Below are 23290 nucleotides of genomic sequence, written 5' to 3'. Positions count from 1 at the left end.
ATCTCTTTCCGCTTGGTGTGCCGCTTGTCTCGGGTGTGGGGGGAGGCCGTTTCCCCCCCCCCCCCCCCTGTTCAAATGGCGCCCCCGCCTGTTTGGCCCACCCGCCCCCGCGGAGCGAGATCGTTCAGACCCTGGACTGACCCCCGCTCCGGCCCTGGCGCAGGCCCAGGCCGACCAGGACGGCGGCCGCGAGGACGATCGCCGCGTCCAGGGCGAGGACCGTGTGGACGCCCGACAGCAGGTCGTGGGACGTGGTGGCCAGGACGCCCAGCAGCGGGATGCCGACCGTGATGCCGACCTGCTGGGTGGAGGTCACCAGACCGGTGGCCAGGCCCTGCTCCTCGTCCGGGACACCGGAGGTGACGGTCAGGCCGTACGAGATGATCGCGCCCAGGTGGAACATGCTCGCCAGGGACACGGCGGCCGTGGCCGCCCACACCGACCAGGTGTGGGCGTTCAGCAGGAGCAGCGTCGCGATCAGCGCGCCCTGGCCGGCCAGTGAGCCGACCAGGGTGCGGCGGGCGCCGAAGCGGCCGATCACCTTCGGCGCGAGCGAGCCCGCGACGGCCGACAGCACGCCCTGCACACCGAAGACCAGACCCGTCTCGAACGCCGACAGGTGCAGGACCTCCTGGAGGTACAGGGTCAGCACGAAGATCACCGTCGACATCATCGAGAAGGTGACCAGGCCGCCGAGGTTGCCCCAGGCCACCGTGCGCCGGCGCAGCATCGGCAGCGAGACCAGCGGGGCCCGGGTGCGCGACTCGACCACCGTGAACGCGGTCAGCAGGAGCACGCCGGCGGTCAGCGCCGCGATGACGTCCGCGCGGCCGAAGCCGTGGTCGGCGGCGGTGGACAGGGCGTAGATCAGCGACAGCAGGCCCGCGGTGACCGTGATCGCGCCGGGCACGTCCAGCCGCGGGCGGTCCGGGGTGCGGGACTCGGGCAGCAGGGCGGGGGCCAGGGGCAGCACGATCAGCGCGGACACGGTGAGCAGGGCCATCGTGGAGCGCCAGCCGAGCGTGTCGGTCAGCATCCCGCCCGCGACCATGCCGACCGTGTAGCCCAGCGACATCACCGTGCCGGCGATACCGAGGGCGCGGTCGCGGGCCGGGCCCTCCGGGAAGGTGGTGGTCAGCAGGGACATGGCGGTCGGTACGATCGCCGCCGCACCGAGACCCTGCAGCGCGCGCCCGGCGAGGAACGCCGCCGGGTCCCAGGCCAGGGTCGCCAGCAGCGAGGCCGCGCCGAACAGGGCCAGGCCGGTCAGGAACAGCCTGCGGCGGCCGTACAGGTCGCCGATACGGCCGAAGAGGAGCAGGAAGCCGCCGGAGGGCAGCGCGAACGCGGTGACCGCCCACTGCAGCGCCGAGCGGCTCATACCGAGGTCGGTGCCGAGTTCGGGCAGGGCCACGTTCAGGACGGAGAAGTCCAGCGCGACCATGAACTGGGCCGCGCACAGGACGAACAGCACGAGCTTGTCACGCGTCGACAACCGGGGCGGCCGGGGGGTGTCGAGCGCTGTGCCCGTGACGGTGGTGGTCTGGGTGGTGGTGTCGATCGCCATGGCAAGAGCTTCGGGCGTGCGGAATACCGGTGGGGAGTCGGAACTTATGGTGGTGGTGGCACCACCAGACACGACGGGGGAGGAGCGGTACGTGCCTGCTGCTGAGGCGATGCGCAGCCATCGGCGCGACGAGCTGCGGGAGTTCCTGATGAGCCGGCGTGCCCGGGTCAGTCCCGAGGAGGCCGGGCTGCCGGCGGGCGGGGGCCGGCGCCGTACGCCCGGACTGCGTCGGGAGGAGGTCGCCGTGCTCGCCGGGGTGGGGGCTTCCTGGTACCAGTGGCTGGAGCAGGGGCGGGAGATCTCCGTCTCGCCGTCGGTTCTGGACGCCGTGGCCCGGGTGCTGCGGCTGAGCGACGCCGAGCGCCGGCATCTGTATCTGCTGGCCGGGATGAACCCGCCGACGCCCGAAGTGGCCCCGGAGAAGCGGGACATGTGCGACGGGCTGCGGCGGCTGATCGACGCCTGGATGCCGTTTCCGGCGCACATCATGGACCTGTACTACAACTGCGTGATGTACAACGACGCGGCCGCGATCGTGCTCGGCATGCGGTCGGACATCACACAGAACTGCCTGGTCGACTTCTTCACCGACCCCATGTACCGGGCGCGCAGCCACAGCTGGGAGCGGAACGCGCGCACGGTCGTGGCGCAGTTCCGGGCGGCGTGTGCCGCGCGGCCGGACGACGAGGGGTTCCAGGCGGTGCTCGCCGAGGTGAGCGCGGCCAGCCCGGAGTTCGTGGCGCTGTGGGCCGAGCGGGACATCGAGGACCAGGGGCAGATCCGCAAGGAGCTGGAGCATCCGCTGGCCGGGCTGCTGGTGGTGGAGTCCACGGCGCTCAAGGTCCCGGTGCGACCCGATCTGATGATCGTGCTGCACACTCCGCTGGACGAGGCGAACACCGCGGAGAAGCTGGAGTGGCTGGCCTCTCCGGAGGGGCGGCGGGGTGCGATGTATCCCGTGGCGGGGTGACGCGCCACCCCATGGCGGGGTGGGTGGGCCGTGGCTTCGTATGCTCTGGGCATGACCGAGAGCAACGCGCTTGACCCCGAGGACCGCAAGATCGTGACCCTGGCCCGTTCCGTGCGGGTCCGCAACGGTGTCCCGGAGGGGGCGGCCGTACGGGACGACACCGGGCGTACCTATGCCGCCGGGTCGGTCTCGCTGCCCTCGCTGAAACTGAGCGCGCTGCGTACGGCTGTTGCCATGGCCGTGGCTTCCGGGGCCACGTCGTTGGAGGCGGCGGCGGTCGTGAGTGAGGCGGAGTCCGTGGCCGACGAGGACCTGGCTGCCGTCGCCGACCTCGGGGGCGCGGAGACGCCGGTGTTGCTCGCCGGCCCTGACGGAGCTGTGCGGGTGACCGTTTCCGCCGGCTGACGGCACTGGTACCAGCCGAACGAAAGGTCGGCTGGAATTCAACCTTGTTGGGTTCCTTCCCTTGCGCATCAATGAAGCCATACATCCGACGGGTCGTCAGATCCGCACCCGCCCGTCGATCCCCCCACACGGCACCCCCCACAGGGAAGGGAAGCGGATCCCCATGAGAGGCAAGCGCACGGCAATGGGTGCGGCACTGGCCGCCGGGGCCCTCGCGGTCACCGGTCTGGCCTTCGCGCCCTCCGCGGCCGCCGTCACCCCACAGTCGGCGACCATCACCGCGAGCTGCGGCATCTTCGGCGGCGGCACGGCCACGCTCACCGCCACCCAGAGCGGCACCTCGGCCACCATCACCCTCATCTCGTCCGCGATCACCGCGCCGGTCGCGGTCGCCCAGGACTCCATCTCCTCCACCCTCACCATGGCCAAGGCGGGCGGCGGATCGGTGGTGTTCAGCGGGACCAAGAACCCCGCCATGAACACCGGCGACGCCGTCAGCGTCGGCCCGCTCCCCGGCACCGTCGCCTCCGGTGACAGCCTCGACGCCTACGGCGGCTCGCTGAAGATGGTGATCTTCGGGGTCACCGTGACCTGCACGGCGAGCGGCCCGCAGTCGCCCGGCCCCTTCGTCTTCGACTGACCGAACTGAGCGATCTGTTCCGGTTCCGGCCGGAAGTCCCCTGGATGCCGCAGAAACTGATGATCCGTCAGATTTCTGCGGCATCTCCATTGACTTCTCACCCCCGCTCCACATCAATGCCCCCTGTCGGCGCAGACGAGCCGCTGCGCCCGCGACCCTCAGGAGGGGGCCCCATGGGTTCGACACCCCCAAGACCACGAAGATCCCGACGGTGGCGCTGGGCGTCGCTGTTCGGGGCGACGGCGCTCGCGGTCACCGCGGGCGGTGCGCTGGCCTGTCCGGCCGGTGCCGCCGGTACGAACGTGGACTTCGCCACGCACTGCATCCCGCCCGCCGTCGCGGGCATCCCGCCGATCGACGGCACCACGACCGCGAACGTCTCGGTGGACAACACCAGCCCCAAGGTCGGCGACACCGTCACCGTGACCTACACCGTGGTCACCGCCGCCGCCAGCAACCCCACCGACCTGGCCCTGCCCGCCGACATCATGACCCCCACCGGGAAGGTGACCCTCGGCGGCGCCCAGACGGGGGACGTGACCGTCGCCGGGCCGAAGAAGAACCCGCCGGTGCCGGGGAAGGCCGCGTTCCCGTCCTTCTCCATGACCGGCACGTTCACCGTCACCAAGGCCGGGCAGATCACCCTCTCGCCCGGCGACTACAACATCCACACCAGCTACATCCTGGAGCTGGACACCCCGTGCACGGTCACCAATCCGCCCGCCCCCGTGTCGCAGACCGTCACGGCGACGGACGGCACTCCGGCCAACACCCGGGCCATCTCCTTGAGTTCGGCCTCCGGTGACCCAGGGGCCAGTGTGACCGTCACCGGCAGCAACTTCACGCCCGGCGCCACCGTCACCCTGGCCGGCCGGTCCGGCGGCACCCAGACCGCGGACACCGCCACCGCGACCGCGAACGCCCAGGGCTCCTTCAGCGGTTCCCTGGTCGTCAACGACAAGACGACGACCGGGATCGTGGCCTACGAGGGCGGCTCCTGGAGCGCGGACAAGGGGGCCGGACCCGCGGCCTACGTCGTCAACGACAACACCCCCGTCCCACCCGGCAGCCAGAAGCTGACCACCACCGTCAAGGCGGGCACGCTGTCCATGTCCCAGGCCGGGGACTCCGTCGCGCTGTCGGCGGTCGACTTCGGCAAGGGCGGGGCCTCGACCGGCAAGCTCCGGACCGTGACCGTGCAGGACTTCCGCGGCGGGCCCGCGGGCTGGTCCCTGACCGGCAAGGTCACCGACTTCACCGGCCCCGGCGGCAAGATCGACGCGGGCAAGCTGAGCTGGAATCCCGCCTGCGCCACCAAACCCGGCAGCCCCAGCACCTGCAAGGCCGGCTCGGCGGGCACCGTGGGTGCCGCGGGAGCGACCCTGGCGTCGACCTCCAACGGCACGCTCACCGGAGGTGAGTTCACCGTCGACGCCGGACTCTCCCTGGACGTACCGGCGTTCACGCCTCCGGGCGCGTACTCCGGCGTGCTCACGCTGACGCTCACCTGAGCGTGCGGGCGTCCGCACCCGCCCGTCCCCCTGTCTTCCGCCCTGTCTCCCGTCCGTGGGGGTCCGCACCCATGCGCAAGCTGTACGTCCTCCTCCTGGGCCTGATGCTGGCATGGCAGGCCACGCCCGCCCACGCCGCCGACAACGGCAGCTGGTCCGTCTACCCGGTCGCCTCGAAGATCGCCGCGCGGCCCTACTTCTACCTCTCCGCCGACCCCGGCCAGACCGTCACCGACAAGGTCGCCGTCCAGAACAGGACCGGCGGCCCGCTCACCTTCCGGCTCTACGCGGCCGACGCCTACAACACCGCCCGGGACGGCGGTTTCGCCGTGCGCACGCTGAAGGAGCGGATGAGCGGAGTGGGCGCGTGGGCGAAGCCCGCGAAGGACCGGGTCACCGTGCCCGGACACCGCACCGTCACCGTGCCGTTCACCCTCCGCGTCCCGCAGGGTGCCGAACCCGGCGACCACCCGGGCGCCATCGTCGCCCTGGACGAGCGCGTCGACGCGGGCAGCGGATCCCTGGCTCTCGGCGTGCAACGGGCCGTCGGCGCCCGCGTCTACCTCCGGGTCAGCGGGCCCACACTGCCCGCGCTCTCCGTCGGGCAGCTGCACATCAGCCACCACCAGCCCCTCATCCCGGGCATCGGCACCGGCACGGCCACCGTCTCCTACACTCTGCGCAACACCGGGAACGTCACCCTCGAGCCCAAGGTGGAGCTGAAGGCACGCGGGCTGTTCGGCCGTACGCTGCTCGACCGCGAGCTGACCCGGGTGCCGTCCGAGCTGCTGCCGGGACAGCGGGTCCGGCTCACCGAGACCTGGTCCGGAGCGCCCCAGCTCGACCGGGCGGACGTGACGCTGACCGCGAGCGCGCCGGGCACCCGGCAGTCGGCGAGCGCCTCCTTCCTCGCGCTGCCGTGGCTGGTCGTGGCGCTGGTGTTCGCCGTCGGCGTGGCGGTCGGGATGCTGCTGGTCAGAGCGCGTCGGGGCCGCGTTCGCCGGTCCGCACGCGGACGACCGTCTCCACGGGTACGGCCCACACCTTCCCGTCCCCGATCTTCCCCGTCTGCGCGGCCCTGACGATCGCGTCGATCACCGGGTCCGCGTCGGCGTCCTCGACCACGACCTCGATCCGCACCTTCGGCACCAGGTCGACCCGGTACTCGGCGCCCCGGTACACCTCGGTGTGGCCGCGCTGCCGGCCGTAGCCGCTCGCCTCGGTCACGGTCAGACCGTGCACACCCAGCTCCTGCAGGGCGGTCTTGACCTCGTCCAGACGGTACGGCTTGACGATCGCGGTGATGAGCTTCATGCCTGGGAGTCGACCTTCTGCGTGCTGATGCCGGTGAGGACGGAGTGGGAGACCGGGGCTCCATGGCCCAGGACCCCGTGATCGTAAGCCGTCTCGGCGTGCACCGTAAGGTCCAGGCCGGTCTGCTCCTGCTCCTCGCTCGCGCGCAGGCCCATCGCCTTGTCGAGCAGCTTGCCGAGGCCGTACGTCACCGCGAAGGCGTACGCCGCCACGACCACCACGGCCAGCGCCTGCTTGCCGAGCGGGGCGAGTCCGCCGCCGTAGAAGAGGCCCTCCTCGCCGCCGGTCATCGCCTTCTCGGCGAACAGGCCGATCAGCAGGGTGCCGATGACGCCCCCGACCAGGTGGACGCCGACGACGTCCAGGGAGTCGTCGTAGTTCAGCCGGAACTTCCAGCCGACCGCGTAGGAGCAGACGACTCCGGCGGCGAGGCCGACGACCAGCGCGCCGACCAGCGAGACCGTGCCGCAGGAGGGGGTGATCGCGACCAGACCGGCCACCGCGCCGGAGGCGGCGCCCAGGGTGGTGGGGTGGCCGTCGCGCTTCTGCTCGACGAAGAGCCAGCCGAGCAGGCCGGTGCAGCCGGCGGCCAGGGTGTTCAGGAAGGCGGCCGCGGCGAGGCCGTTCGCGCCGAGCGCGGACCCCGCGTTGAAGCCGAACCAGCCGAACCAGAGCAGACCGGCGCCCAGGATCACCATGGGCAGGTTGTGCGGCCGCATGGCGTCCTTCTTGAAGCCCAGACGCGGGCCGAGGACCAGGCACAGGGCGAGACCGGAGGCGCCGGAGGTGATCTCGACGGGCAGACCGCCCGCGAAGTCGAGCGCGCCGAGCCTGCCGGCGATCCAGCCGCCCGGACCCCACACCCAGTGGGTGATCGGAACGTATACGAGCAGGGTCCAGACCGGGACGAAGACCAGCCACGCCGAGAACTTCGTGCGGTCGGCGACCGCGCCGCTGATCAGGGCCGCGGTGATGATCGCGAACGTGAGCTGGAAGGTGGCGAAGAGGAGGGTGGGGACGGTGCCGTGCACACTGCCGGGGCCGAGGCCGCTCATACCGGCGTGGTGGAGCCCGCCGATGAGCCCGCCGAACGCGTCGTCACCGAAGGCGAGGGAGTAGCCGGCCGCCAGCCAGACCACCGTGACCAGGGCGATCGACACGAAGCTCATCATCAGCATGTTGAGGACGCTCTTCGTGCGGACCATGCCGCCGTAGAACAGGGCGAGTCCCGGGGTCATCAGCAGGACGAGGGCGGTCGCGGCGAGCAGCCAGGCGGTGTCGCCGGTGTTCACGTGCGCGGCGGCGAGGGTCACGGGCGTCTCCAACGAGTGGGCGGGCTCGTCAGAGCGTCACCGGTGAGCGTTACCGGTCGCGTACAGGTGTGTTTCCGTGACGTTTCGTTGCGCTGGGGTTACCGGAACCTCACGGTACGGCGGGGCCCGTGGATCAGGGACAATGAACGGCATGAGCGTTCGTACCCAGTCATCCGAGCAGTCGGCCGAGGCCGTCCACCGCGCCGGCTTCGCCTGCTTCGTGGGCCGTCCCAACGCGGGCAAGTCCACCCTCACGAACGCTCTGGTCGGGCAGAAGGTGGCGATCACCGCCAACCAGCCGCAGACGACGCGGCACACGGTGCGTGGGATCGTGCACCGGCCGGACGCCCAGCTGATCCTTGTGGACACGCCGGGACTGCACAAGCCGCGCACGCTGCTCGGCGAGCGGCTCAACGACGTCGTACGCACGACGTGGGCCGAGGTCGACGTGATCGGCTTCTGCCTGCCGGCGAACGAGAAGATCGGGCCCGGCGACCGCTTCATCGCCAAGGAACTGGCCGGGATCCGCAAGACCCCGAAGGTCGCCATCGTCACCAAGACCGACCTGGTCGACTCCAAGGCCCTCGCCGAGCAGCTGATCGCGATCGACCAGCTCGGCAAGGACCTGGGCATCGAGTGGGCGGAGATCGTGCCGGTGTCGGCGGTCGGCGCCAAGCAGGTGGATCTGCTGGCGGACCTGCTGATCCCGCTGCTGCCGGAGGGCCCCGCGCTCTACCCCGAGGGCGACCTCACGGACGAGCCCGAGCAGGTCATGATCGCGGAGCTCATCCGCGAGGCCGCGCTGGAGGGCGTCCGCGACGAGCTGCCCCACTCCATCGCCGTGGTCGTGGAGGAGATGCTCCCGCGCGAGGACCGCCCCGCGGACCGTCCCCTGCTGGACATCCACGCCAACGTCTACATCGAGCGCCCCAGCCAGAAGGGCATCATCATCGGCCCCAAGGGCAAGCGTTTGAAGGAGGTCGGCATCAAGTCCCGCAAGCACATCGAGGCGCTGCTGGGCACGCCGGTCTTCCTGGACCTGCACGTCAAGGTCGCCAAGGACTGGCAGCGGGACCCGAAGCAGCTCCGCAGGCTCGGGTTCTAACCGACGGCACTGTGCGGGGTCATGTCCTGCAGCCCCACCACCCTCAGCAACTGGAGCCGCTCGTACGACTCCGTGCCCGGGCGGGCCGTGTGCAGGACGAGCCGGTGGCGGTGGTCGTCGGTCAGGAGGACCTCGCAGTCGAGTTCCAGGAGGCCCACCACCGGGTGCCGGAAGCGCTTTGTCGCGCTGCGCCGTACCGCCACCTCGTGTTCGTCCCAGAGGCGGGCGAACTCCGCGCTGGTGGCCCGGAGTTCGGCGACCAGCCCGGCCGGTTCGGGGTCGTCGGGGCGGGCCGCGGTCACCGCGCGCAGGTTCGCCACGTGCTGACGCGCGTGGTCCGGCACGTCCTCCGGCGGGAACAGCTCGCGTCCGGCCGGGTCCAGGAAGAAGCGGCGCACCAGGTTGCGTTCACGCGGCGGACGGGCCAGCGCGTCTCCTGAGAGAGCCCTGGACATCGCGTTCTGCGCCAGTACCTCCCCGCAGTCCGTCACCACGAGCGCCGGCGCGTCGTGCAGCCGGTCCAGGACCAGCAGCAGCCCGGGCCGAACGTGGCTGGAGGTCGTCTCCCGGCGTGGCGGCTCCTCGCCCGACAGGTGGAAGAGGTGGTCCCGTTCGTCGTCGGTCAGGCGCAGCGCCCGGGCCAGCGCCGTGAGCATCTGGCGGGACGGGCGCGGGCCCCGGCACTGTTCCAGCCGGGTGTAGTAGTCGACCGACATGCCGGCCAGCGACGCCACCTCCTCCCGCCGCAGGCCCGGGGTACGGCGGCGGGCGCCGGGCGTGAGGCCCACGTCGGTCGGGTCCAGCCGGGCACGGCCACGGCGCAGGAAGTCGGCGAGTTCGGCTCGGTTCACCTCTTCAGGGTGGGGCAGCGCGCCGGGGTTATCCAGGGAGTGTCGGTCCCCTGATCGGGAGGTCTCTCCCGGCCGGCGCGACACCGCCCGACAGTGGTGGCACCAGGTCGAGAGGAGCGGAAGATGCTGACATTGGTGACGGGCACCACGGGACAGGTCGGCCGGCGTTTCGTGCCGAGGCTGCTGGCCCAGCGGCGGCCGGGCGAGCAGGTACGGGTCCTGGTGCGGGACGCGGCGCGCGGCGAGGTCTTCGCCGAGCTGGGCGCCCAGGTCGCCGTCGGCGATCTGCGGGACGAGGAGACGCTAGGCAAGGCGCTCGCCGGGGTGGACGCGGTCGTGAACATCGCGGCGTCCTTCCGCGGGGTGCCGGACGAGGAGGCGTGGGCCGTGAACCGGGACGCGGCCGTGGCCCTGGGCGGCGCCGCACTGGCCTCGGGTGTGCGGCGCTTCGTGCAGGTCAGCACGGGTCTCGTGTACGGCGTCGGGCGGGGCCGCCCGCTGACCGAGGACGACGAGACCCGGCCCGGCGGCGCGATGTGGGGCGCCTATCCCGAGTCCAAGGCGGCGGCCGAACGGGAACTGCTCGCGCTGGAGGGCATGGAGGTGCGGATCGGCCGGCTGCCCTTCGTCTACGGCGACGGCGACCCGCACCTCGCCCAGTCCCTGCGCTGGGCCACGCACTGGGCGTCCACCCAGCGGCTGCACATGGGCCACCACGCCGACGTCGCCCAGGGGCTGCTGCGCCTGCTGTACGCACCGGCGGTCGGCGGCCCCGTCTACAACATCGCCGACGACGCCCCCGTCACGGCGGTCGAGCTGCACCGGCTGAACGGCGTCGAGGTGCCCGCCGACATGCACACCCGCACCGACCCCGACCCATGGCTGGGGGTCATGTCCACCGAGCGGATCCGCCGGGACCTCGGCTTCCGGCCCCTCTATCCGACCGTCTGGGCCGCCCGCGACGCCGGAGTCCTCTGACCCACCCAGGCCCTGTCCAGCCGACTAGTCGACCCCCCTGATCCGCCCCACCAGCACCGCCCCCGCCAGCCCGATCACCGCCGCCACCAGGTACAGCACCCGGTAGCCGCCCAGATAGGTCACGATCGGCGCCGCCAGAGCGGGGGCGGCCACCTGGGGCAGGGCGTTGGCCACGTTGATGACTCCGAGGTCCTTGCCCCGGTCCAGCGCCTTCGGCAGGACGTCGGTCATCAGCGCGAAGTCGACGGAGGTGAACACGCCGAAGCCGACGCCGAGGACGGCCGCCGCCACGAGCGCGCCGGGCCAGGTCTGCCAGCCGGCCAGGGCCGCCGTCGCCACCGCCATCAGCACGCCCGACCAGACGACGAACGGCTTGCGCCGGCCCACCCGGTCCGACCAGACGCCGCCCGCCACGACCGTCGCCATCAGCGTCAGGCTGTTGACGGCCGTCAGGATCAGCACGCCCTGGCCGGGGTCGGCGTAGTGCAGGCGGTCCCGCAGGTAGTAGAGGAGGTACAACAGCACCAGCGAGTTGCTGAGGTTGATCAGAAACCGGGTCAGCCAGGCCCAGCCGAGGTCGGGATACCGGCGCGGGCTCAGCCAGAAGCCCGCGAGGAACCCGCGCCCGGACCACGGCGGGCGGTCCTCCGGCGGCAGCCGCAGGTCGGCGTAGCGCAGCACGTACGGCAGTACGCCCGCCGCCGTGAACACCGCGCACGCCGCATACCCGGCCCCCACTCCGCCCGCCACGGTCGCGAGTCCCGTGCCGCCGACCACGCCCAGGATCTGCGCCGCCCCCAGCCAGCCGCCCACCGCGCCCCGTTGGCGCCGGGGCACCCGGTCCGGCACGGCCGCCGTCACCGCCGCGAACGCCGCGTTCAGCGTGAGCTGCACCAGGCACCAGCCCACCGCCATGGACCACACCCCGCCCGCCCGAGCGAGCAGCAGCAGGGACAGCGCGCCGCCCGCCGACCCCGCCACGATCCACGGCGTACGGCGGCCGGGGCGGGCGGTCGTACGGTCGGACAGGGCGCCGAAGAGCGGGTTGGCGAACAGGGAGACCACCGCGCCGGCGCCGGTCACCCAGGCGAGCATGGTCTCCTTGGACATCCCGGAGCCGGGTGCGAAGTCTTTCGCCTGGGAGGCGAGCAGGATCTGCAGCGGGCCGAACCAGCCGACCCAGATCGCCCCGTTGGCCAGCGAGAGGGCCGCCGTCCAGCCCCGGCCGACCGGTTCGACGGGCTCGGCCAGCGCGGCCGGGGCACGGAGCGTGGCCGCCTCCGTGCCGTCATCCTGCGCGGTCATCGCGGGCCGTCATCTCTGGGCCCGGAGCAGGTCCCGGAACCAGTGGTAGGAGGCCTTCGGGGTGCGCTTCAGCGTCTGGTAGTCCACGTGCACCAGGCCGAAGCGGCGCTGATAGCCCTCGGCCCACTCGAAGTTGTCCATCAGGGACCACACGAAGTAACCGCGTACGTCCACGCCGGCCGCCATGGCGGTGTGCAGGGCGCGGATGTGGGCGTCCAGGTAGGCGATGCGGTCCTGGTCGTCGAGGCCGTCGTAGGAGCAGCCGTTCTCGGTGACGACGATCGGCGGGAGCCGGTCGCCGTAGGTCTCGCGGAAGCCGCACAGCAGCTCGGTGAGGCCTTCGGGGACGACCGGCCAGCCGAAGTCGGTGACCGCCCGTCCCTCGATCTGCCGTACCGAGAAGGGCAGTTCGGCGGGCAGTGCCAGACCGCCGTACTCGCTGTCGGTGCCGCCGGGGGCACCGACCCGGGCCGGCGCGTAGTAGTTGATCCCGTACCAGTCGACGGGCTCGGCGATGACCTTCAGGTCCTCCTGCACGTCGCCAGGCATCAACTCGCCCATGCCTTCCGGATATTGGCCGAGGATGACCGGCTCGGCGAACAGGCGGTTGAGCAGGACGTCGTAGAAGCCGGCCGCCTCCGTGTCCGCCGGGTCGGCGGAGGCGGGCCAGGTGGGGCCGTGGGAGTTGGCGATGCCGATGTCCGCCGCTCCGGCCGCGCGCAGGGCTCGTACCGCGAGGCCGTGGGCGAGGAGCTGGTGGTGGGCGACCGGGAGCGCGTCGAAGAGGAGCTGTCTGCCCGGGGCGTGGGCGCCGAGGGCGTGGCCGAGGAGGGTGTGCTCGGCGGGCTCGTTGAGGGTGATCCACTTGGTGACGCGGTCGCCGAGCCGCTCGGCCACCACGGAGACGTACTCGGCGAACCGGTCCGCCGTGTCCCGCCGGAGCCAGTCCAGGGAGGCGGGCAGGTCCCAGTGGAAGAGGGTGGGCACGGGCCGTACGCCCGCCGCGCACAGCTCGTCCACCAGGCGGTCGTAGAAGTCCAGGCCGCCGGGGGAGTTGACCCGGGGCCAGGAGACGGAGAAGCGGTACGCGTCCACGCCGAGGCCGGCGAGGAGGGCCACGTCCTCCCGGTGGCGGTGGTAGTGGTCGCAGGCCACCGCCGCCGTCGAACCGTCCTTCACCCGCCCCGGTCCGGCCGTGAACACGTCCCACACGGACGCCTCGCGCTCGTCCGCCGCCCCCTCGATCTGATGGGCGGAGGTCGACACGCCCCACAGGAAGTCGGCCGGGAACCGGGGTATCGGATTGCCTGCGTCAGTCGCCATGGCCGGATCATCCTCAGCCGAGGTTACCGTGGGTAAGGATTCACAACTTCTCCACATCTCATTACATGTTCATCGCAACTTATTAATGATCTCCTTATAAGTGGAAGGAGTAATTGACATCAAACTTGGCCAATCGGGCGGCTGTTGCGCGCATATACCGGGTAAATCGCTCAAGGTGTCACGTGTCTCACGATTGATCGAATGACGGAGACGCAAGTACCTTCCGGGTCTTGTTTCACCGTCAACCAGTCGATCACGGGGAGCCATGGACCTTCTCTCACTGTCGCCCGCGCGTTCGGCCTCCGAGGACAGCGCACCCGTTCCGGCCGAGCACGCCGCGGCCGCCGTGGCCGTCGTGGGCCTGGGCTATGTCGGGCTGCCCACCGCGCTCGCCCTGCTGGCGGCGGGCAACGAGGTCGTCGGCATCGATGTCAGCGAGGCCCGCCTCGCCGCCATCCGCAGCGGCGACGTCGACCTGCTGCCGAGCGACCACGACCGGCTCACCGCCCACCGGGACGACCCGCGCTTCGCCCTGACCGCGGACCCCGCCGCCATCCAGCGGGCGCGCACCGTGGTCGTCTGCGTGCCGACCCCCGTCGACCGTCACCTCGTCCCCGACCTGAACGCCCTGTCCGCCGCCTGCGCCGCGGTGGTGGCCCACGCCGTGCCCGGCCAGCTGATCATGCTGACCTCCACGACCTACGTCGGCACCACCCGCGAACTGCTGGTCGAGCCGCTCACCGCGCGCGGATTCCGGGTGGGCACCGATGTGTTCGTGGCCTTCTCGCCCGAGCGCATCGACCCGGGCAACGCCCACCACGCCCAGGACAGGACGCCCCGGGTGGCCGGCGGCACCAACGACCTCACCAACCGCCTGGCCGAGGCGGTCCTGCAGCGCACCGCGCCGGCCGTGCACCTGCTGCCCTCCGCCGAGCAGGCCGAGATGACCAAGCTGTGGGAGAACACCTTCCGCGCCGTCAACATCGCGCTGGCCAACGAGTTCGCCGAGGACTGCCGGGTCCTCGGCCTGGAGCCGATGCCGATCATCGAGGCGGCCGCCACCAAGCCGTACGGCTTCATGCCCTTCTACCCCGGCCCCGGCGTCGGCGGACACTGCATACCCTGCGATCCGCACTACCTGCTCTGGCAGTTGCGCGCCCGCCGGGTCTCCTCGCCGCTCGTCGACACCGCCATGACCGCGATCGCCGGCCGCCCGCGCCGGGTCGTGCAGCGCGCCCGTGACCTGCTCGCCGAGCACGGCAGGTCCGTCTCCGGCGCCCGCGTCCTGGTCGTCGGGGTCGCCTACAAGCCCGGTGTCGCCGACCTGCGCGAGTCCCCGGCCCTGGAGATCCTGGAGGAACTGGCGGCCGACGGCGCCAAGGTCGAGTTCTTCGACCCGCTGGTCACCTCCCTGCGCCTCGGCGCCGCCGTGCACACCAGCGTCCCGGAACCGGCCGGCCAGGAGTGGGACCTCGTGCTGGTGCACACCCTGCACCCCGGCGTCGGCCTCGACTGGCTCGCCGGGCAACCGCTGGTGCTGGACGCCACCTACCGGCTCGACTCCGTCACCGCCAAGGCGGTCGTGTGAGCAACGGAGCACACCGCTCGCCGGGCGGCGAGTGGCGGTACGAGGAGATGGCCGACACCCCCGGCGAACAGCACGGCTGGGCCGGGGAGGACGCCATGGCGTACGTCGACGAGGTCTTCGGCGGCCGGCGCGGCACCACCGCGCGGGAAACGACGCCGTACGGTCCCGGCGGCGCCGTGCCGTACGACCCCGAGGCCGCGACGGCGTACCACCCCGCACCCACGACGCGGTACGCAGCCCCGCCCGCCCCCGCGACGCCGTTCGAAGCCGCACCCGAGTTCGCGTACAGCACCGCGTCCGCCCCGGCCCGCGCCCACACCGGCACCCGCGAGGCGACGTCGGCCCGCCCGGCCGCCGTACCCGCACGGCCTGCCCGCCCCACCACGGCCCCCGTCCCGCTGCCCCGGCTGCGCTCGGCCCGCCGCCACCAGCCCGGCTTCATACGCCGGCGGCTGGACCGGCAGGACCCGGCGATCCGGCACGCGGCCCGGCGCGTCCTGACGCTGCTGTGCCTGCTGCCGCTGCTGCTGATCCTCGCCCGCGAGGCGCCCCGGCTGGCCCAGAGCCCGCTGGTCCTCGGCTACGGCTTCACCGTGCTGGTCGGCACCATCGCCATGCTCTACATCGCCTACAGCCGCTACGACGACCCGTCCGAGCGGCAGCTCAGGCGCCGGCCCCGCGCCAAGGACCTCGCCTCCTTCCCCGCCCTGCCCTCCGTGCCCCGGGTCTCCTTCCTGCTCGCGGTGAAGGACGAGGAGGAGTGCATCGAGGCCTGTGTGCGCTCCATGGCCGGCAGCGAGTACCCGGACCTGCAGATCATCGTGGTCGACGACCTCTCCGAGGACGGCACCCGCGACGTACTGCGCCGCCTGGAGGCCGAACTCGGCATCACCGTCATCTACCTGGAGAAGAACCTCGGCAAGAAGCACGCCCTGGTGCGGGCCTGCGAGATCGCCGACGGCGACGTCATCGCGTTCACCGACTCCGACTGCATCCTCGCCCCGGACGCCCTGGCCCGCTGTGTCCGCGCCCTGGTGACCCACCCCGAGCTGGGCGCCGTCAGCGGTCACGCCCGCGCGCTGAACGCGGCCGACACCTTCTTCACCAAGGCCCAGGACGTCTGGTACGAGGGCCAGTTCCGGGTCGCCAAGGCCGCCGAGGCCACCTTCGGCTCGGTGACCTGCGTCTCCGGTCCGCTGGCCGTGTTCCGCCGGGACGCCATCTACAACTACCTGCCCGCCTGGGCCGGCGACCGCTTCCTCGGCGCGCCCTTCCGCTTCGCCACCGACCGCCAGCTCACCGGCTATGTGCTGGGCCAGCGCTGGCGCGGCAAGGCCCTCAAGCGGCGCCACGCCGACTCCCCGTTCGTCACCGCCCAGGACTACCCCGAGCGCACCTGGCGGATCGGGTACGTGCAGTCGGCGAAGGTGTGGACGAACGTGCCGGCGCGCTTCAAGCCGTTCATGAAGCAGCAGATCCGCTGGAAGAAGAGCTTCATCCGGAACCTGTTCTTCACCGGCTCGTTCATGTGGCGCCGCGGCTTCGGCCCGGCCGCCCTCTACTACGGGCACGCCCTGTGGGTGGTCGCGGCGCCGGTCATGGCGTTCCGGCACCTGCTGTGGGCCCCGCTGCACGGCGCGGCCTTCCTCACCCTGCTGTACATCTGCGGGGTGATCCTCAAGGGCTGTGTCTGGGGACTCGCCTTCAAGATCGACAACCCGGGTGACGGCCGCTGGCGGTACCGCCCGCTGATGAGCCTGCTGTCCGCGCTGATCCTGGCCTGGCTGCTGCCGTACTCCTTCGCCACCATCCGGCGCGGGGTGTGGGCGCGGGGGGCGAACTGATGAAGCGCCCGCCCCTCGTGCTGCGGCTCCTCGCCGCCCTGCTGACCTCCGCCGTGGTGTGCGGCGTGTACCTGATCGTGCTGACGAGAGGAAGCATCCTGCCGTGACCAGCGACGAGTTCTTCACGGCGCCGGCCACGACACGCCGCAAGCAGCGCCGCGGCCCGGGACACTACGCCGCCCGCGCCGGTCTGGTGCTGCTCGCGCTGGCGGTGCTCGCCCTGCCGTTCTACGCCGCGACCCAGTACTACCTGTACCAGAAGTACGTCAGCACCCAGGTGGACACCGCCTCGGCGCAGCTGACCGCCGCCGACACCGGCGGCTGGAACGCGCAGATCAAGAGTCTGCCCGCGACCTCGGCACCGGTCGTGCTGGCCTACCACGACATCGGCTACAACAAGAGCGACTACGTCGTCTCCCCGAAGGCCTTCGAGGCCCAGATGGCCGCCCTGGAGCAGGCCGGGTACCGCAGCCTGACCACCGACGAGTTCGTCGACTACCTCAAGGGCGGCCCGGCACCGCCGCGTTCGGTGTACATCACCTTCGACGACGGCCCCAACGGCCTGTGGGTGTACGGCGACCGGATCCTCGCCCGGCACCACATGCACGGCACCGTCTTCCTGATCACCGGCCGGGCCGACCAGCGCCCGTACTACCTGTCCTGGCAGGAGATCCGGCGCATGGCCGACTCCGGCCGCTGGGACTTCCAGGACCACACCCACGACCTGCACCGGCGGGGTGTCGTGGACGCCGCCGGGCACACCGCCTCCATGCTGGCCAACCGGCTGTGGCTCAAGGAGGAGAACCGGCTGGAGACACCGCAGGAGTACGAGGACCGGGTCACCGCCGACCTCAAGCGGTCCTTCGCGGACTTCGCCGGCAACGGGCTGCCCAGGCCGAAGGTGTTCGCCTTCCCGTTCTCGGAAGCGACCGAGAAGGTCAACCTCCCCATGCCGGGACTGACGCTGCAGCAGGTGATGAACCGCTACTTCGCGGCGACGCTGACCAACGACTCGCCCCGGCCGCTCACGGCCAGCCGACGTGCCGCCTCGGCGCGCGTGGTGCAGCGACTGGAAGTGGTCAACTCGAGTAGGCTGGACGGCCTGATGTCCGACATCGCCCACTGGACACAGGTGGCCCCCGCCGACAGTGCCCCGCTGTCGCACCCGGCGCAGTGGAAGCGCGACGACAGCACCGGCCAGACCGGTATCGGCGCGCTCACCGGCGACGCGCCCCGGCCCTCCGGCAGCGCACACTACGTGGCCGCGGACTACCGGGACATGAGCAGCGCCGACTGGACCGGCTACCAGGTCGACGCCACGGTCTCCGGCCTCGGTGACGGCACCAACCAGGGCGGCGTCCAGGTCCGGCACGGCAGCCTGGAACCGGTGGACGTCAGCGTCAGCCAGGGCTCCCTCGTGCTCTCCGTGAACGGCAAGCACGTGGGCGAGGCCAGGCTCATCGCGTCCACCTCCCACCGCCTGCGCGTGACGGTCAGGGGGCAGACCACCACCGTCCAGGTCGACGGCACGGCCACCCTGCACCACACCTCCCGCCTCGCCGCGGCCGACATCACCGGCGGCATCGGCATCCGGGTCGGCATCAACCGGACCGGAGCCGCCTGGCCGAAGTTCACGGCCCTGTCCGTCAAGGAGCTCGCCGGCGCCTTCGGCGGTTCCGGCGGCGCGCAGCAGAGCGTCGCCGGGGCCGACCTGATGAACCCCGCCGCCCAGTGGCTCAGTGCCCCCGGCGTCAAGGCGCCGTTCCACATCTCCCGCACCGCGATCGAGCCCACCGGCCGCACCCTCTCCGCGTACGGCGCCTACCAGCCGGAGCGGACCCAGGGCTGGACCGGCTACACCGTCACCGGCACCGTCCAGCGGCTGTCCGGCGCCGGGGTGAGCGGCGCGATCTGGGTGCGGGTGGGCAGTCCGCTGGCCATCAGCGTGCAGGTGGGCCGCGACCAGCTGCACGTCTACTCCGGCGACGCGGACAACCAGCGGCTCGTCGGAGCCAGGCCGCTCACCGCGGCGGACTCCCACCGGCTCTCGGTGACCGTGACCGGCGCCTCGACGGTCATCAGCGTGGACGGCTCCCCGCGCATGACCCTCATGGCCAGGTCGGAGACCGGAGGCGTGGCCTACTCCGCCTACCGGGACATGACCCGGCACTCCTGGCCCGCCGTCGCCGACCTCAAGGTGACCCCACGGGTGAGCTCGTGACGGACGGTCCGGACCCCGGTCGCCCCCGGGCGGCCGGCGGTCCGCGGGTTTCCCGGCGCGCCCTGCTGGCCGGCGCCCTCGCCGCCGGTGCCACGGCCGCCACGGCCGGGGCGGTCGCCGTGGTGCGCGGATCCGGGCGGCACGCGGTGGCCGCCTTCGCGCCGGAGTTCACCGGCGGAGGGCTGGTGACGAACGAGTACGCCTACCGGCACCCGCACGCCGCCGGCGCGCGCCGCTCGAAGGACTGGGTGGTCACCAGCGGTTCGCTGTTCGCCACACGCGGCGCGGGCTGGACCGGGGTGCCGGACACGGGCTTCACCGGCCCGGACTCCGCCGAGACCACCGACTCCGCCGTCTTCCGCCTGGTCACGAGGCGCCGGGATTTCGACGCGGTCGAGGTGACCACCCGGGTCCGGCTGAGGCCGCCCGTGACCACGCCCCGCACCCCCGCCCAGGACTGGGACGGCGGTCACCTCTGGCTGCGCTATCACAGCCCGCAGGAGCTGTACGCGCTCAGCTTCCGGCGCCGCGACGGCACCGTGGTGATCAAGCGCAAGGTCCCCGCCGCCGATGCCTCGGCCGTTGAGGGCGGCGACTACGCGACCCTGGCCGAGGCCCGCCACGCCGTCCCCTACGACAGCTGGCACCAGGTCACCGCGTCGGCCGTGAACCATCTCGGCGGGGTCCGGCTGGAGCTGGCGATCGACGGCACGACCGTGCTGAGGGCCGACGACCGCACCCCCGGCGGGCTGTGGACACCGGGCGGGGTGGGCATCCGGGCGGACAATTCGGAGCTGTTCTTCCGCGGCTTCCGCGCGAGCGGCGACGTGCGCTAGGCGCCCTCCTTCAGCACCTTCGTAATCAACTCCCGCTGTTCCCCGGTGAGTCGGGGATCGGCCGCGTACACCGTGCGGCCGTCCACCGTGATCTCGTACCGGAAGCCGTCCGGGACGCCGGCCGGCGGGGTGCCCTGGCCGGACGCGAGGACGCGTTCGGCCAGGGCGTGCCACGCGGGGGCGTCGGGCCGGGCCGAGGTGTCCACCTCGGCCCGGCGCTCGATGCCCGCGAACCCGCCCGTGCGCCTCACCTGAATCCGCATGGGCTCAGTGTCGCAGCATTACAGCGTCCGCACCCCGACCTGTTCCCACGCCTTCTGCACGGCCTGGAGCTCGTCCCCGGTGCCGTACCGTGCCCGCGCCGCCTTCACCGTCAGCGTGGCGAAGTCGGTGAACTGCGCGCCGCTCCTGAGGTCGCCGCCGGTGAGCACGTCGTACCAGATCTGTCCGGCCCGCTCCCAGGCGTTGCCGCCGATGGCCGTGGCGACCAGGTAGAAGGCGTGGTTGGGGATGCCCGAGTTGATGTGCACGCCACCGTTGTCGCGGCCGGTGCGGACGTAGTGGTCCATGGTCGCCGGCTGCGGGTCCTTGCCCAGGTTCGGGTCGTCGTACGCCGTGCCCGGGGCCTTCATCGAGCGCAGCGCGGTGCCGTGGACGTGCGGAGCGAGCAGGCCCGCGCCGATCAGCCAGTCGGCCTCGGCGGCGGTCTGGCCGAGGGTGTACTGCTTGATCAGCGAGCCGAAGACATCCGAGACCGACTCGTTGAGCGCGCCGGACTGGCCGAAGTACTCCAGGTTCGCGGTGTGCTGGGTGACGCCGTGGGTCAGCTCGTGGCCGATGACGTCGACGGGGATGGTGAAGTCGAGGAAGATCTCGCCGTCGCCGTCGCCGAACACCATCTGCTCGCCGTTCCAGAAGGCGTTGTCGTAGTTCTGGTCGTAGTGGACGGTGGCGTCCAGCGGCAGCCCGTTGTCGTCGATGGAGTGCCGGCCGTATGCCTTCAGATACAGCTCGAAGGTGGCGCCGAGGCCCGCGTAGGCGCGGTTGACGGTGGCGTCCGAGACCGGGTCGGAGCCCTCCGCGCGGATCTGCGTGCCGGGCAGGTCCTGGGTGTGGTGGGCGTCGTAGATCGTGCGGTGCGGCTGGTCGGCGGCGGTGCCCGCGGGCGCGGCGACGGAGGGCGCACCGATGACCGTGGTCAGGCGGCGCTTGGTGCGCTGGTAGGCGTCGTGCTCCAGGGACCGGCGGGCCGGGCCGGAGAGCGCGGGGTCCTCGGCCTGGGCGAGCCTGTCGAGGACGTGCGGCGGCACGATCGTGCAGAAGACGGGCTCGAAGCCCCCGTTGGTCGTCATGCCCCGCACCATCGCACTGCGTGACACTGATGTCACTACTGGCCACCATGATTGGTGAAAAACCGGGACAGGGGGCGCCACGCTCCGTGACAATGTGGTACGGCGCACTTTTTGTCCCTTTTGCCGCCCGGGTCCCGCATACTGAAACGCGTCCCCGAGTCCGGGGCGGCTCGGATAGGCTGCGACGCATCATGCGTTTCGGGCTGCTTCTTCTTAGCTGCCGCGGCGAGGGCCTGTAGTCACAAGGCCGACTCCCTCCCCGCGGAGCTCTGGCGTTGCGTCGTCGGCCGTCCACCCCGGACATCCGGATCCTGCGAACATCCGGACACCCTGAGGAGCCCACGCATCATGGCCAACCGCCAGCAGCCCAGTTCCATGCCGATCCACAAGTACGGCCGCTACGAACAGGTGGACATCCCGCACCGCACCTGGCCCGAGCAGCGGATCACCGCCGCCCCCCGCTGGCTCTCCACCGACCTGCGCGACGGCAACCAGGCCCTGATCGACCCCATGTCGCCCGAGCGCAAGCGCCGGATGTTCGACCAGCTGGTGAAGATGGGCTACAAGGAGATCGAGGTCGGCTTCCCCGCCTCCGGCCAGACCGACTTCGACTTCGTGCGCTCCATCATCGAGGAAGAGGGCGCGATCCCGGACGACGTCACGATCTCCGTACTGACCCAGGCCCGCGAGGACCTGATCGAGCGGACCGTGGAGTCCCTGAAGGGCGCCAAGCGGGCCACCGTCCACCTGTACAACGCGACGGCTCCCGTGTTCCGCCGGGTGGTCTTCCGCGGCTCCAAGGACGACATCAAGCAGATCGCGGTGGACGGCACCCGTCTCGTCATGGAGTACGCCGAGAAGCTGCTGGGCCCGGAGACCGAGTTCGGCTACCAGTACAGCCCGGAGATCTTCACCGACACCGAGCTGGACTTCGCGCTGGAGGTCTGCGAGGCGGTCATGGACGTCTGGCAGCCCGGTCCCGGCCGCGAGATCATCCTCAACCTGCCCGCCACCGTGGAGCGTTCGACCCCGTCCACGCACGCGGACCGCTTCGAGTGGATGCACCGCAACCTCTCCCGCCGCGAGCACGTCTGCCTGTCCGTCCACCCGCACAACGACCGCGGTACGGCGGTGGCGGCGGCCGAGCTGGCCCTGATGGCCGGCGCCGACCGCGTCGAGGGCTGCCTGTTCGGGCAGGGTGAGCGCACCGGCAACGTCGACCTGGTCACCCTGGGCATGAACCTGTTCTCCCAGGGCGTCGACCCGCAGATCGACTTCTCCGACATCGACGAGATCCGTCGTACGTGGGAGTACTGCAACCAGATGGAGGTCCACCCGCGCCACCCCTACGTGGGCGACCTGGTCTACACGTCCTTCTCCGGCTCCCACCAGGACGCCATCAAGAAGGGCTTCGACGCCATGGAGGCCGACGCGGCGGCCCGCGGGGTCACGGTCGACGACCTCGAGTGGGCGGTGCCGTACCTGCCGATCGACCCCAAGGACGTCGGCCGCTCCTACGAGGCCGTCATCCGGGTCAACTCCCAGTCCGGCAAGGGCGGTATCTCCTACGTCCTGAAGAACGACCACAAGCTGGACCTGCCGCGCCGGATGCAGATCGAGTTCTCCAAGCTCATCCAGGCCAAGACGGACGCCGAGGGCGGCGAGATCACGCCGAAGGAGATCTGGGCGGTCTTCCAGGACGAGTACCTGCCGAACCCGGACAACCCCTGGGGCCGCATCCAGGTCCGGACGGGCCAGTCGACGACGGACACCGACGGGGTCGACACCCTGACGGTCGAGGCGACGGTGGACGGCGAGGACACGGTCCTGACCGGTACCGGCAACGGTCCGATCTCGGCCTTCTTCGACGCCCTGGAGTCCATCGGCATCGACGTACGCCTGCTGGACTACCAGGAGCACACGATGAGCGAGGGCGCCTCCGCGCAGGCCGCCTCCTACATCGAATGCGCGATCGACGGCAAGGTCCTGTGGGGGATCGGCATCGACGCGAACACGACGCGTGCATCGCTGAAGGCGGTCGTCTCGGCCGTCAACCGCGCGGCCCGCTGACCGCGCTGACCGGGAGTTTCGGGGCCCCGGGGGGGGGGGGGGGGGGGGGGGGGGGGAGGGGGGGGGGTGGGGGGGGGGGGGGGGGGGGGGAAAAAAG

20 protein-coding genes are annotated in these 23290 nt (G+C 71.6%); 12 read left to right on the top strand and 8 right to left on the bottom strand.

Annotated elements, in window-relative coordinates:
• Positions 1–124: 124 nt before the first annotated feature.
• Positions 125–1567, bottom strand: coding sequence for an MFS transporter (locus tag ACZ5NH_RS10250; RefSeq protein ID WP_388622184.1), 1443 nt, complete (start codon positions 1565–1567; stop codon positions 125–127).
• Positions 1568–1676: 109 nt separating this feature from the next.
• Here ACZ5NH_RS10250 and ACZ5NH_RS10245 point away from each other — a divergent pair, with 109 nt between their 5' ends.
• The 5 genes from ACZ5NH_RS10245 to ACZ5NH_RS10225 all read left to right on the top strand — a co-directional run bounded on the left by ACZ5NH_RS10245 (position 1677) and on the right by ACZ5NH_RS10225 (position 6175).
• On the top strand, positions 1677–2537 hold the full coding sequence (locus ACZ5NH_RS10245; protein WP_450984547.1) for a helix-turn-helix transcriptional regulator: 861 nt from the start codon (positions 1677–1679) through the stop codon (positions 2535–2537).
• A 51-nt stretch (positions 2538–2588) separates the two neighbouring features.
• A complete protein-coding gene (locus ACZ5NH_RS10240) occupies positions 2589–2942 on the top strand; it encodes a cytidine deaminase (protein ID WP_388622182.1) in 354 nt (117 codons plus the stop codon).
• A 163-nt stretch (positions 2943–3105) separates the two neighbouring features.
• Entirely contained in the window at positions 3106–3582 is a 477-nt protein-coding gene (locus ACZ5NH_RS10235; protein WP_468774099.1) for a hypothetical protein, read from the top strand.
• A 173-nt stretch (positions 3583–3755) separates the two neighbouring features.
• Positions 3756–5093, top strand: a complete 1338-nt coding sequence (locus ACZ5NH_RS10230) for a WxL domain-containing protein (protein ID WP_468774098.1) — start codon at positions 3756–3758, stop codon at positions 5091–5093.
• 71 nt (positions 5094–5164) lie between these two features.
• On the top strand, positions 5165–6175 hold the full coding sequence (locus ACZ5NH_RS10225) for a DUF916 domain-containing protein (protein ID WP_468774096.1): 1011 nt from the start codon (positions 5165–5167) through the stop codon (positions 6173–6175).
• On the opposite strand, the gene ACZ5NH_RS10220 is transcribed toward ACZ5NH_RS10225, so the two are convergent.
• Both ACZ5NH_RS10220 and ACZ5NH_RS10215 read right to left on the bottom strand, forming a co-directional pair.
• A complete protein-coding gene (locus ACZ5NH_RS10220; RefSeq protein ID WP_361244217.1) occupies positions 6069–6407 on the bottom strand; it encodes a P-II family nitrogen regulator in 339 nt (112 codons plus the stop codon). The two genes, ACZ5NH_RS10225 and ACZ5NH_RS10220, sit on opposite strands and share 107 nt — an antisense overlap.
• A complete protein-coding gene (locus tag ACZ5NH_RS10215) occupies positions 6404–7720 on the bottom strand; it encodes an ammonium transporter (protein WP_451551263.1) in 1317 nt (438 codons plus the stop codon). Before ACZ5NH_RS10215 ends, ACZ5NH_RS10220 begins: the two co-directional genes overlap by 4 nt.
• A 151-nt stretch (positions 7721–7871) precedes the next feature.
• On the opposite strand from ACZ5NH_RS10215, the gene era reads away from it, so the two are divergent.
• On the top strand, positions 7872–8825 hold the full coding sequence (era, locus tag ACZ5NH_RS10210) for a GTPase Era (protein ID WP_388622171.1): 954 nt from the start codon (positions 7872–7874) through the stop codon (positions 8823–8825).
• On the opposite strand, the gene ACZ5NH_RS10205 is transcribed toward era, so the two are convergent.
• Complete coding sequence (locus ACZ5NH_RS10205; protein ID WP_468774093.1) at positions 8822–9676, bottom strand: helix-turn-helix transcriptional regulator; 855 nt, start codon at positions 9674–9676, stop codon at positions 8822–8824. The two genes, era and ACZ5NH_RS10205, sit on opposite strands and share 4 nt — an antisense overlap.
• A gap of 123 nt (positions 9677–9799) precedes the next feature.
• Between ACZ5NH_RS10205 and ACZ5NH_RS10200 the strand changes: the two genes are divergently transcribed.
• Positions 9800–10654, top strand: coding sequence for an NAD-dependent epimerase/dehydratase family protein (locus ACZ5NH_RS10200; protein WP_468774091.1), 855 nt, complete (start codon positions 9800–9802; stop codon positions 10652–10654).
• Between the two features lie 24 nt (positions 10655–10678).
• On the opposite strand, the gene ACZ5NH_RS10195 is transcribed toward ACZ5NH_RS10200, so the two are convergent.
• On the bottom strand, positions 10679–11959 hold the full coding sequence (locus tag ACZ5NH_RS10195; protein WP_468774089.1) for an MFS transporter: 1281 nt from the start codon (positions 11957–11959) through the stop codon (positions 10679–10681).
• Between the two features lie 9 nt (positions 11960–11968).
• The gene (locus tag ACZ5NH_RS10190; RefSeq protein ID WP_468774087.1) at positions 11969–13282 is read right to left on the bottom strand and encodes a GH1 family beta-glucosidase; all 1314 of its coding nucleotides are present in this window, start codon (positions 13280–13282) and stop codon (positions 11969–11971) included.
• A 265-nt stretch (positions 13283–13547) separates the two neighbouring features.
• On the opposite strand from ACZ5NH_RS10190, the gene ACZ5NH_RS10185 reads away from it, so the two are divergent.
• The 4 genes from ACZ5NH_RS10185 (at position 13548) to ACZ5NH_RS10170 (ending at position 19771) form a co-directional block, all read left to right on the top strand.
• On the top strand, positions 13548–14870 hold the full coding sequence (locus ACZ5NH_RS10185) for a nucleotide sugar dehydrogenase (protein WP_468774085.1): 1323 nt from the start codon (positions 13548–13550) through the stop codon (positions 14868–14870).
• Complete coding sequence (locus tag ACZ5NH_RS10180; RefSeq protein WP_468774083.1) at positions 14867–16714, top strand: glycosyltransferase family 2 protein; 1848 nt, start codon at positions 14867–14869, stop codon at positions 16712–16714. Before ACZ5NH_RS10185 ends, ACZ5NH_RS10180 begins: the two co-directional genes overlap by 4 nt.
• A gap of 103 nt (positions 16715–16817) precedes the next feature.
• Positions 16818–18935 (top strand): polysaccharide deacetylase family protein, encoded by a 2118-nt coding sequence (locus tag ACZ5NH_RS10175; RefSeq protein WP_468774081.1) that lies wholly within the window; start codon positions 16818–16820, stop codon positions 18933–18935.
• On the top strand, positions 18932–19771 hold the full coding sequence (locus ACZ5NH_RS10170) for a hypothetical protein (RefSeq protein ID WP_468774079.1): 840 nt from the start codon (positions 18932–18934) through the stop codon (positions 19769–19771). The genes ACZ5NH_RS10175 and ACZ5NH_RS10170 overlap by 4 nt, the downstream gene beginning before the upstream one ends.
• Here the strand turns inward: ACZ5NH_RS10170 and ACZ5NH_RS10165 are convergent.
• Positions 19768–20034 (bottom strand): protealysin inhibitor emfourin, encoded by a 267-nt coding sequence (locus ACZ5NH_RS10165; protein WP_468774077.1) that lies wholly within the window; start codon positions 20032–20034, stop codon positions 19768–19770. The two genes, ACZ5NH_RS10170 and ACZ5NH_RS10165, sit on opposite strands and share 4 nt — an antisense overlap.
• Positions 20035–20052: 18 nt before the next feature.
• Positions 20053–21123: a M4 family metallopeptidase gene (locus tag ACZ5NH_RS10160; protein WP_468774076.1), complete on the bottom strand. Its 1071-nt coding sequence runs from the start codon at positions 21121–21123 to the stop codon at positions 20053–20055.
• A 348-nt stretch (positions 21124–21471) separates the two neighbouring features.
• On the opposite strand from ACZ5NH_RS10160, the gene leuA reads away from it, so the two are divergent.
• Complete coding sequence (gene leuA / locus ACZ5NH_RS10155; protein WP_468774074.1) at positions 21472–23193, top strand: 2-isopropylmalate synthase; 1722 nt, start codon at positions 21472–21474, stop codon at positions 23191–23193.
• The last annotated feature ends 97 nt before the right edge of the window (positions 23194–23290 follow it).

It is taken from the genome of Streptomyces sp. NPDC031426 (assembly GCF_055581585.1).
Note: the sequence above shows the minus strand (reverse complement) of the source record. Positions and strands in the feature narration are given on the sequence as shown.

Excerpts from the sequence above, each read along its gene's own strand:
- leuA (WP_468774074.1), top strand. The coding sequence starts at position 21,472 with ATGGCCAACCGCCAGCAGCCCAGTTCCATGCCGATCCACAAGTACGGC.
- ACZ5NH_RS10200 (WP_468774091.1), top strand. The coding sequence starts at position 9,800 with ATGCTGACATTGGTGACGGGCACCACGGGACAGGTCGGCCGGCGTTTC.
- ACZ5NH_RS10235 (WP_468774099.1), top strand. The coding sequence starts at position 3,106 with ATGAGAGGCAAGCGCACGGCAATGGGTGCGGCACTGGCCGCCGGGGCC.
- ACZ5NH_RS10160 (WP_468774076.1), bottom strand. The coding sequence starts at position 21,123 with ATGACGACCAACGGGGGCTTCGAGCCCGTCTTCTGCACGATCGTGCCG.
- ACZ5NH_RS10190 (WP_468774087.1), bottom strand. The coding sequence starts at position 13,282 with ATGGCGACTGACGCAGGCAATCCGATACCCCGGTTCCCGGCCGACTTC.
- ACZ5NH_RS10195 (WP_468774089.1), bottom strand. The coding sequence starts at position 11,959 with ATGACCGCGCAGGATGACGGCACGGAGGCGGCCACGCTCCGTGCCCCG.
- era (WP_388622171.1), top strand. The coding sequence starts at position 7,872 with ATGAGCGTTCGTACCCAGTCATCCGAGCAGTCGGCCGAGGCCGTCCAC.
- ACZ5NH_RS10240 (WP_388622182.1), top strand. The coding sequence starts at position 2,589 with ATGACCGAGAGCAACGCGCTTGACCCCGAGGACCGCAAGATCGTGACC.
- ACZ5NH_RS10185 (WP_468774085.1), top strand. The coding sequence starts at position 13,548 with ATGGACCTTCTCTCACTGTCGCCCGCGCGTTCGGCCTCCGAGGACAGC.
- ACZ5NH_RS10220 (WP_361244217.1), bottom strand. The coding sequence starts at position 6,407 with ATGAAGCTCATCACCGCGATCGTCAAGCCGTACCGTCTGGACGAGGTC.
- ACZ5NH_RS10165 (WP_468774077.1), bottom strand. The coding sequence starts at position 20,034 with ATGCGGATTCAGGTGAGGCGCACGGGCGGGTTCGCGGGCATCGAGCGC.
- ACZ5NH_RS10250 (WP_388622184.1), bottom strand. The coding sequence starts at position 1,567 with ATGGCGATCGACACCACCACCCAGACCACCACCGTCACGGGCACAGCG.
- ACZ5NH_RS10225 (WP_468774096.1), top strand. The coding sequence starts at position 5,165 with ATGCGCAAGCTGTACGTCCTCCTCCTGGGCCTGATGCTGGCATGGCAG.
- ACZ5NH_RS10245 (WP_450984547.1), top strand. The coding sequence starts at position 1,677 with ATGCGCAGCCATCGGCGCGACGAGCTGCGGGAGTTCCTGATGAGCCGG.
- ACZ5NH_RS10230 (WP_468774098.1), top strand. The coding sequence starts at position 3,756 with ATGGGTTCGACACCCCCAAGACCACGAAGATCCCGACGGTGGCGCTGG.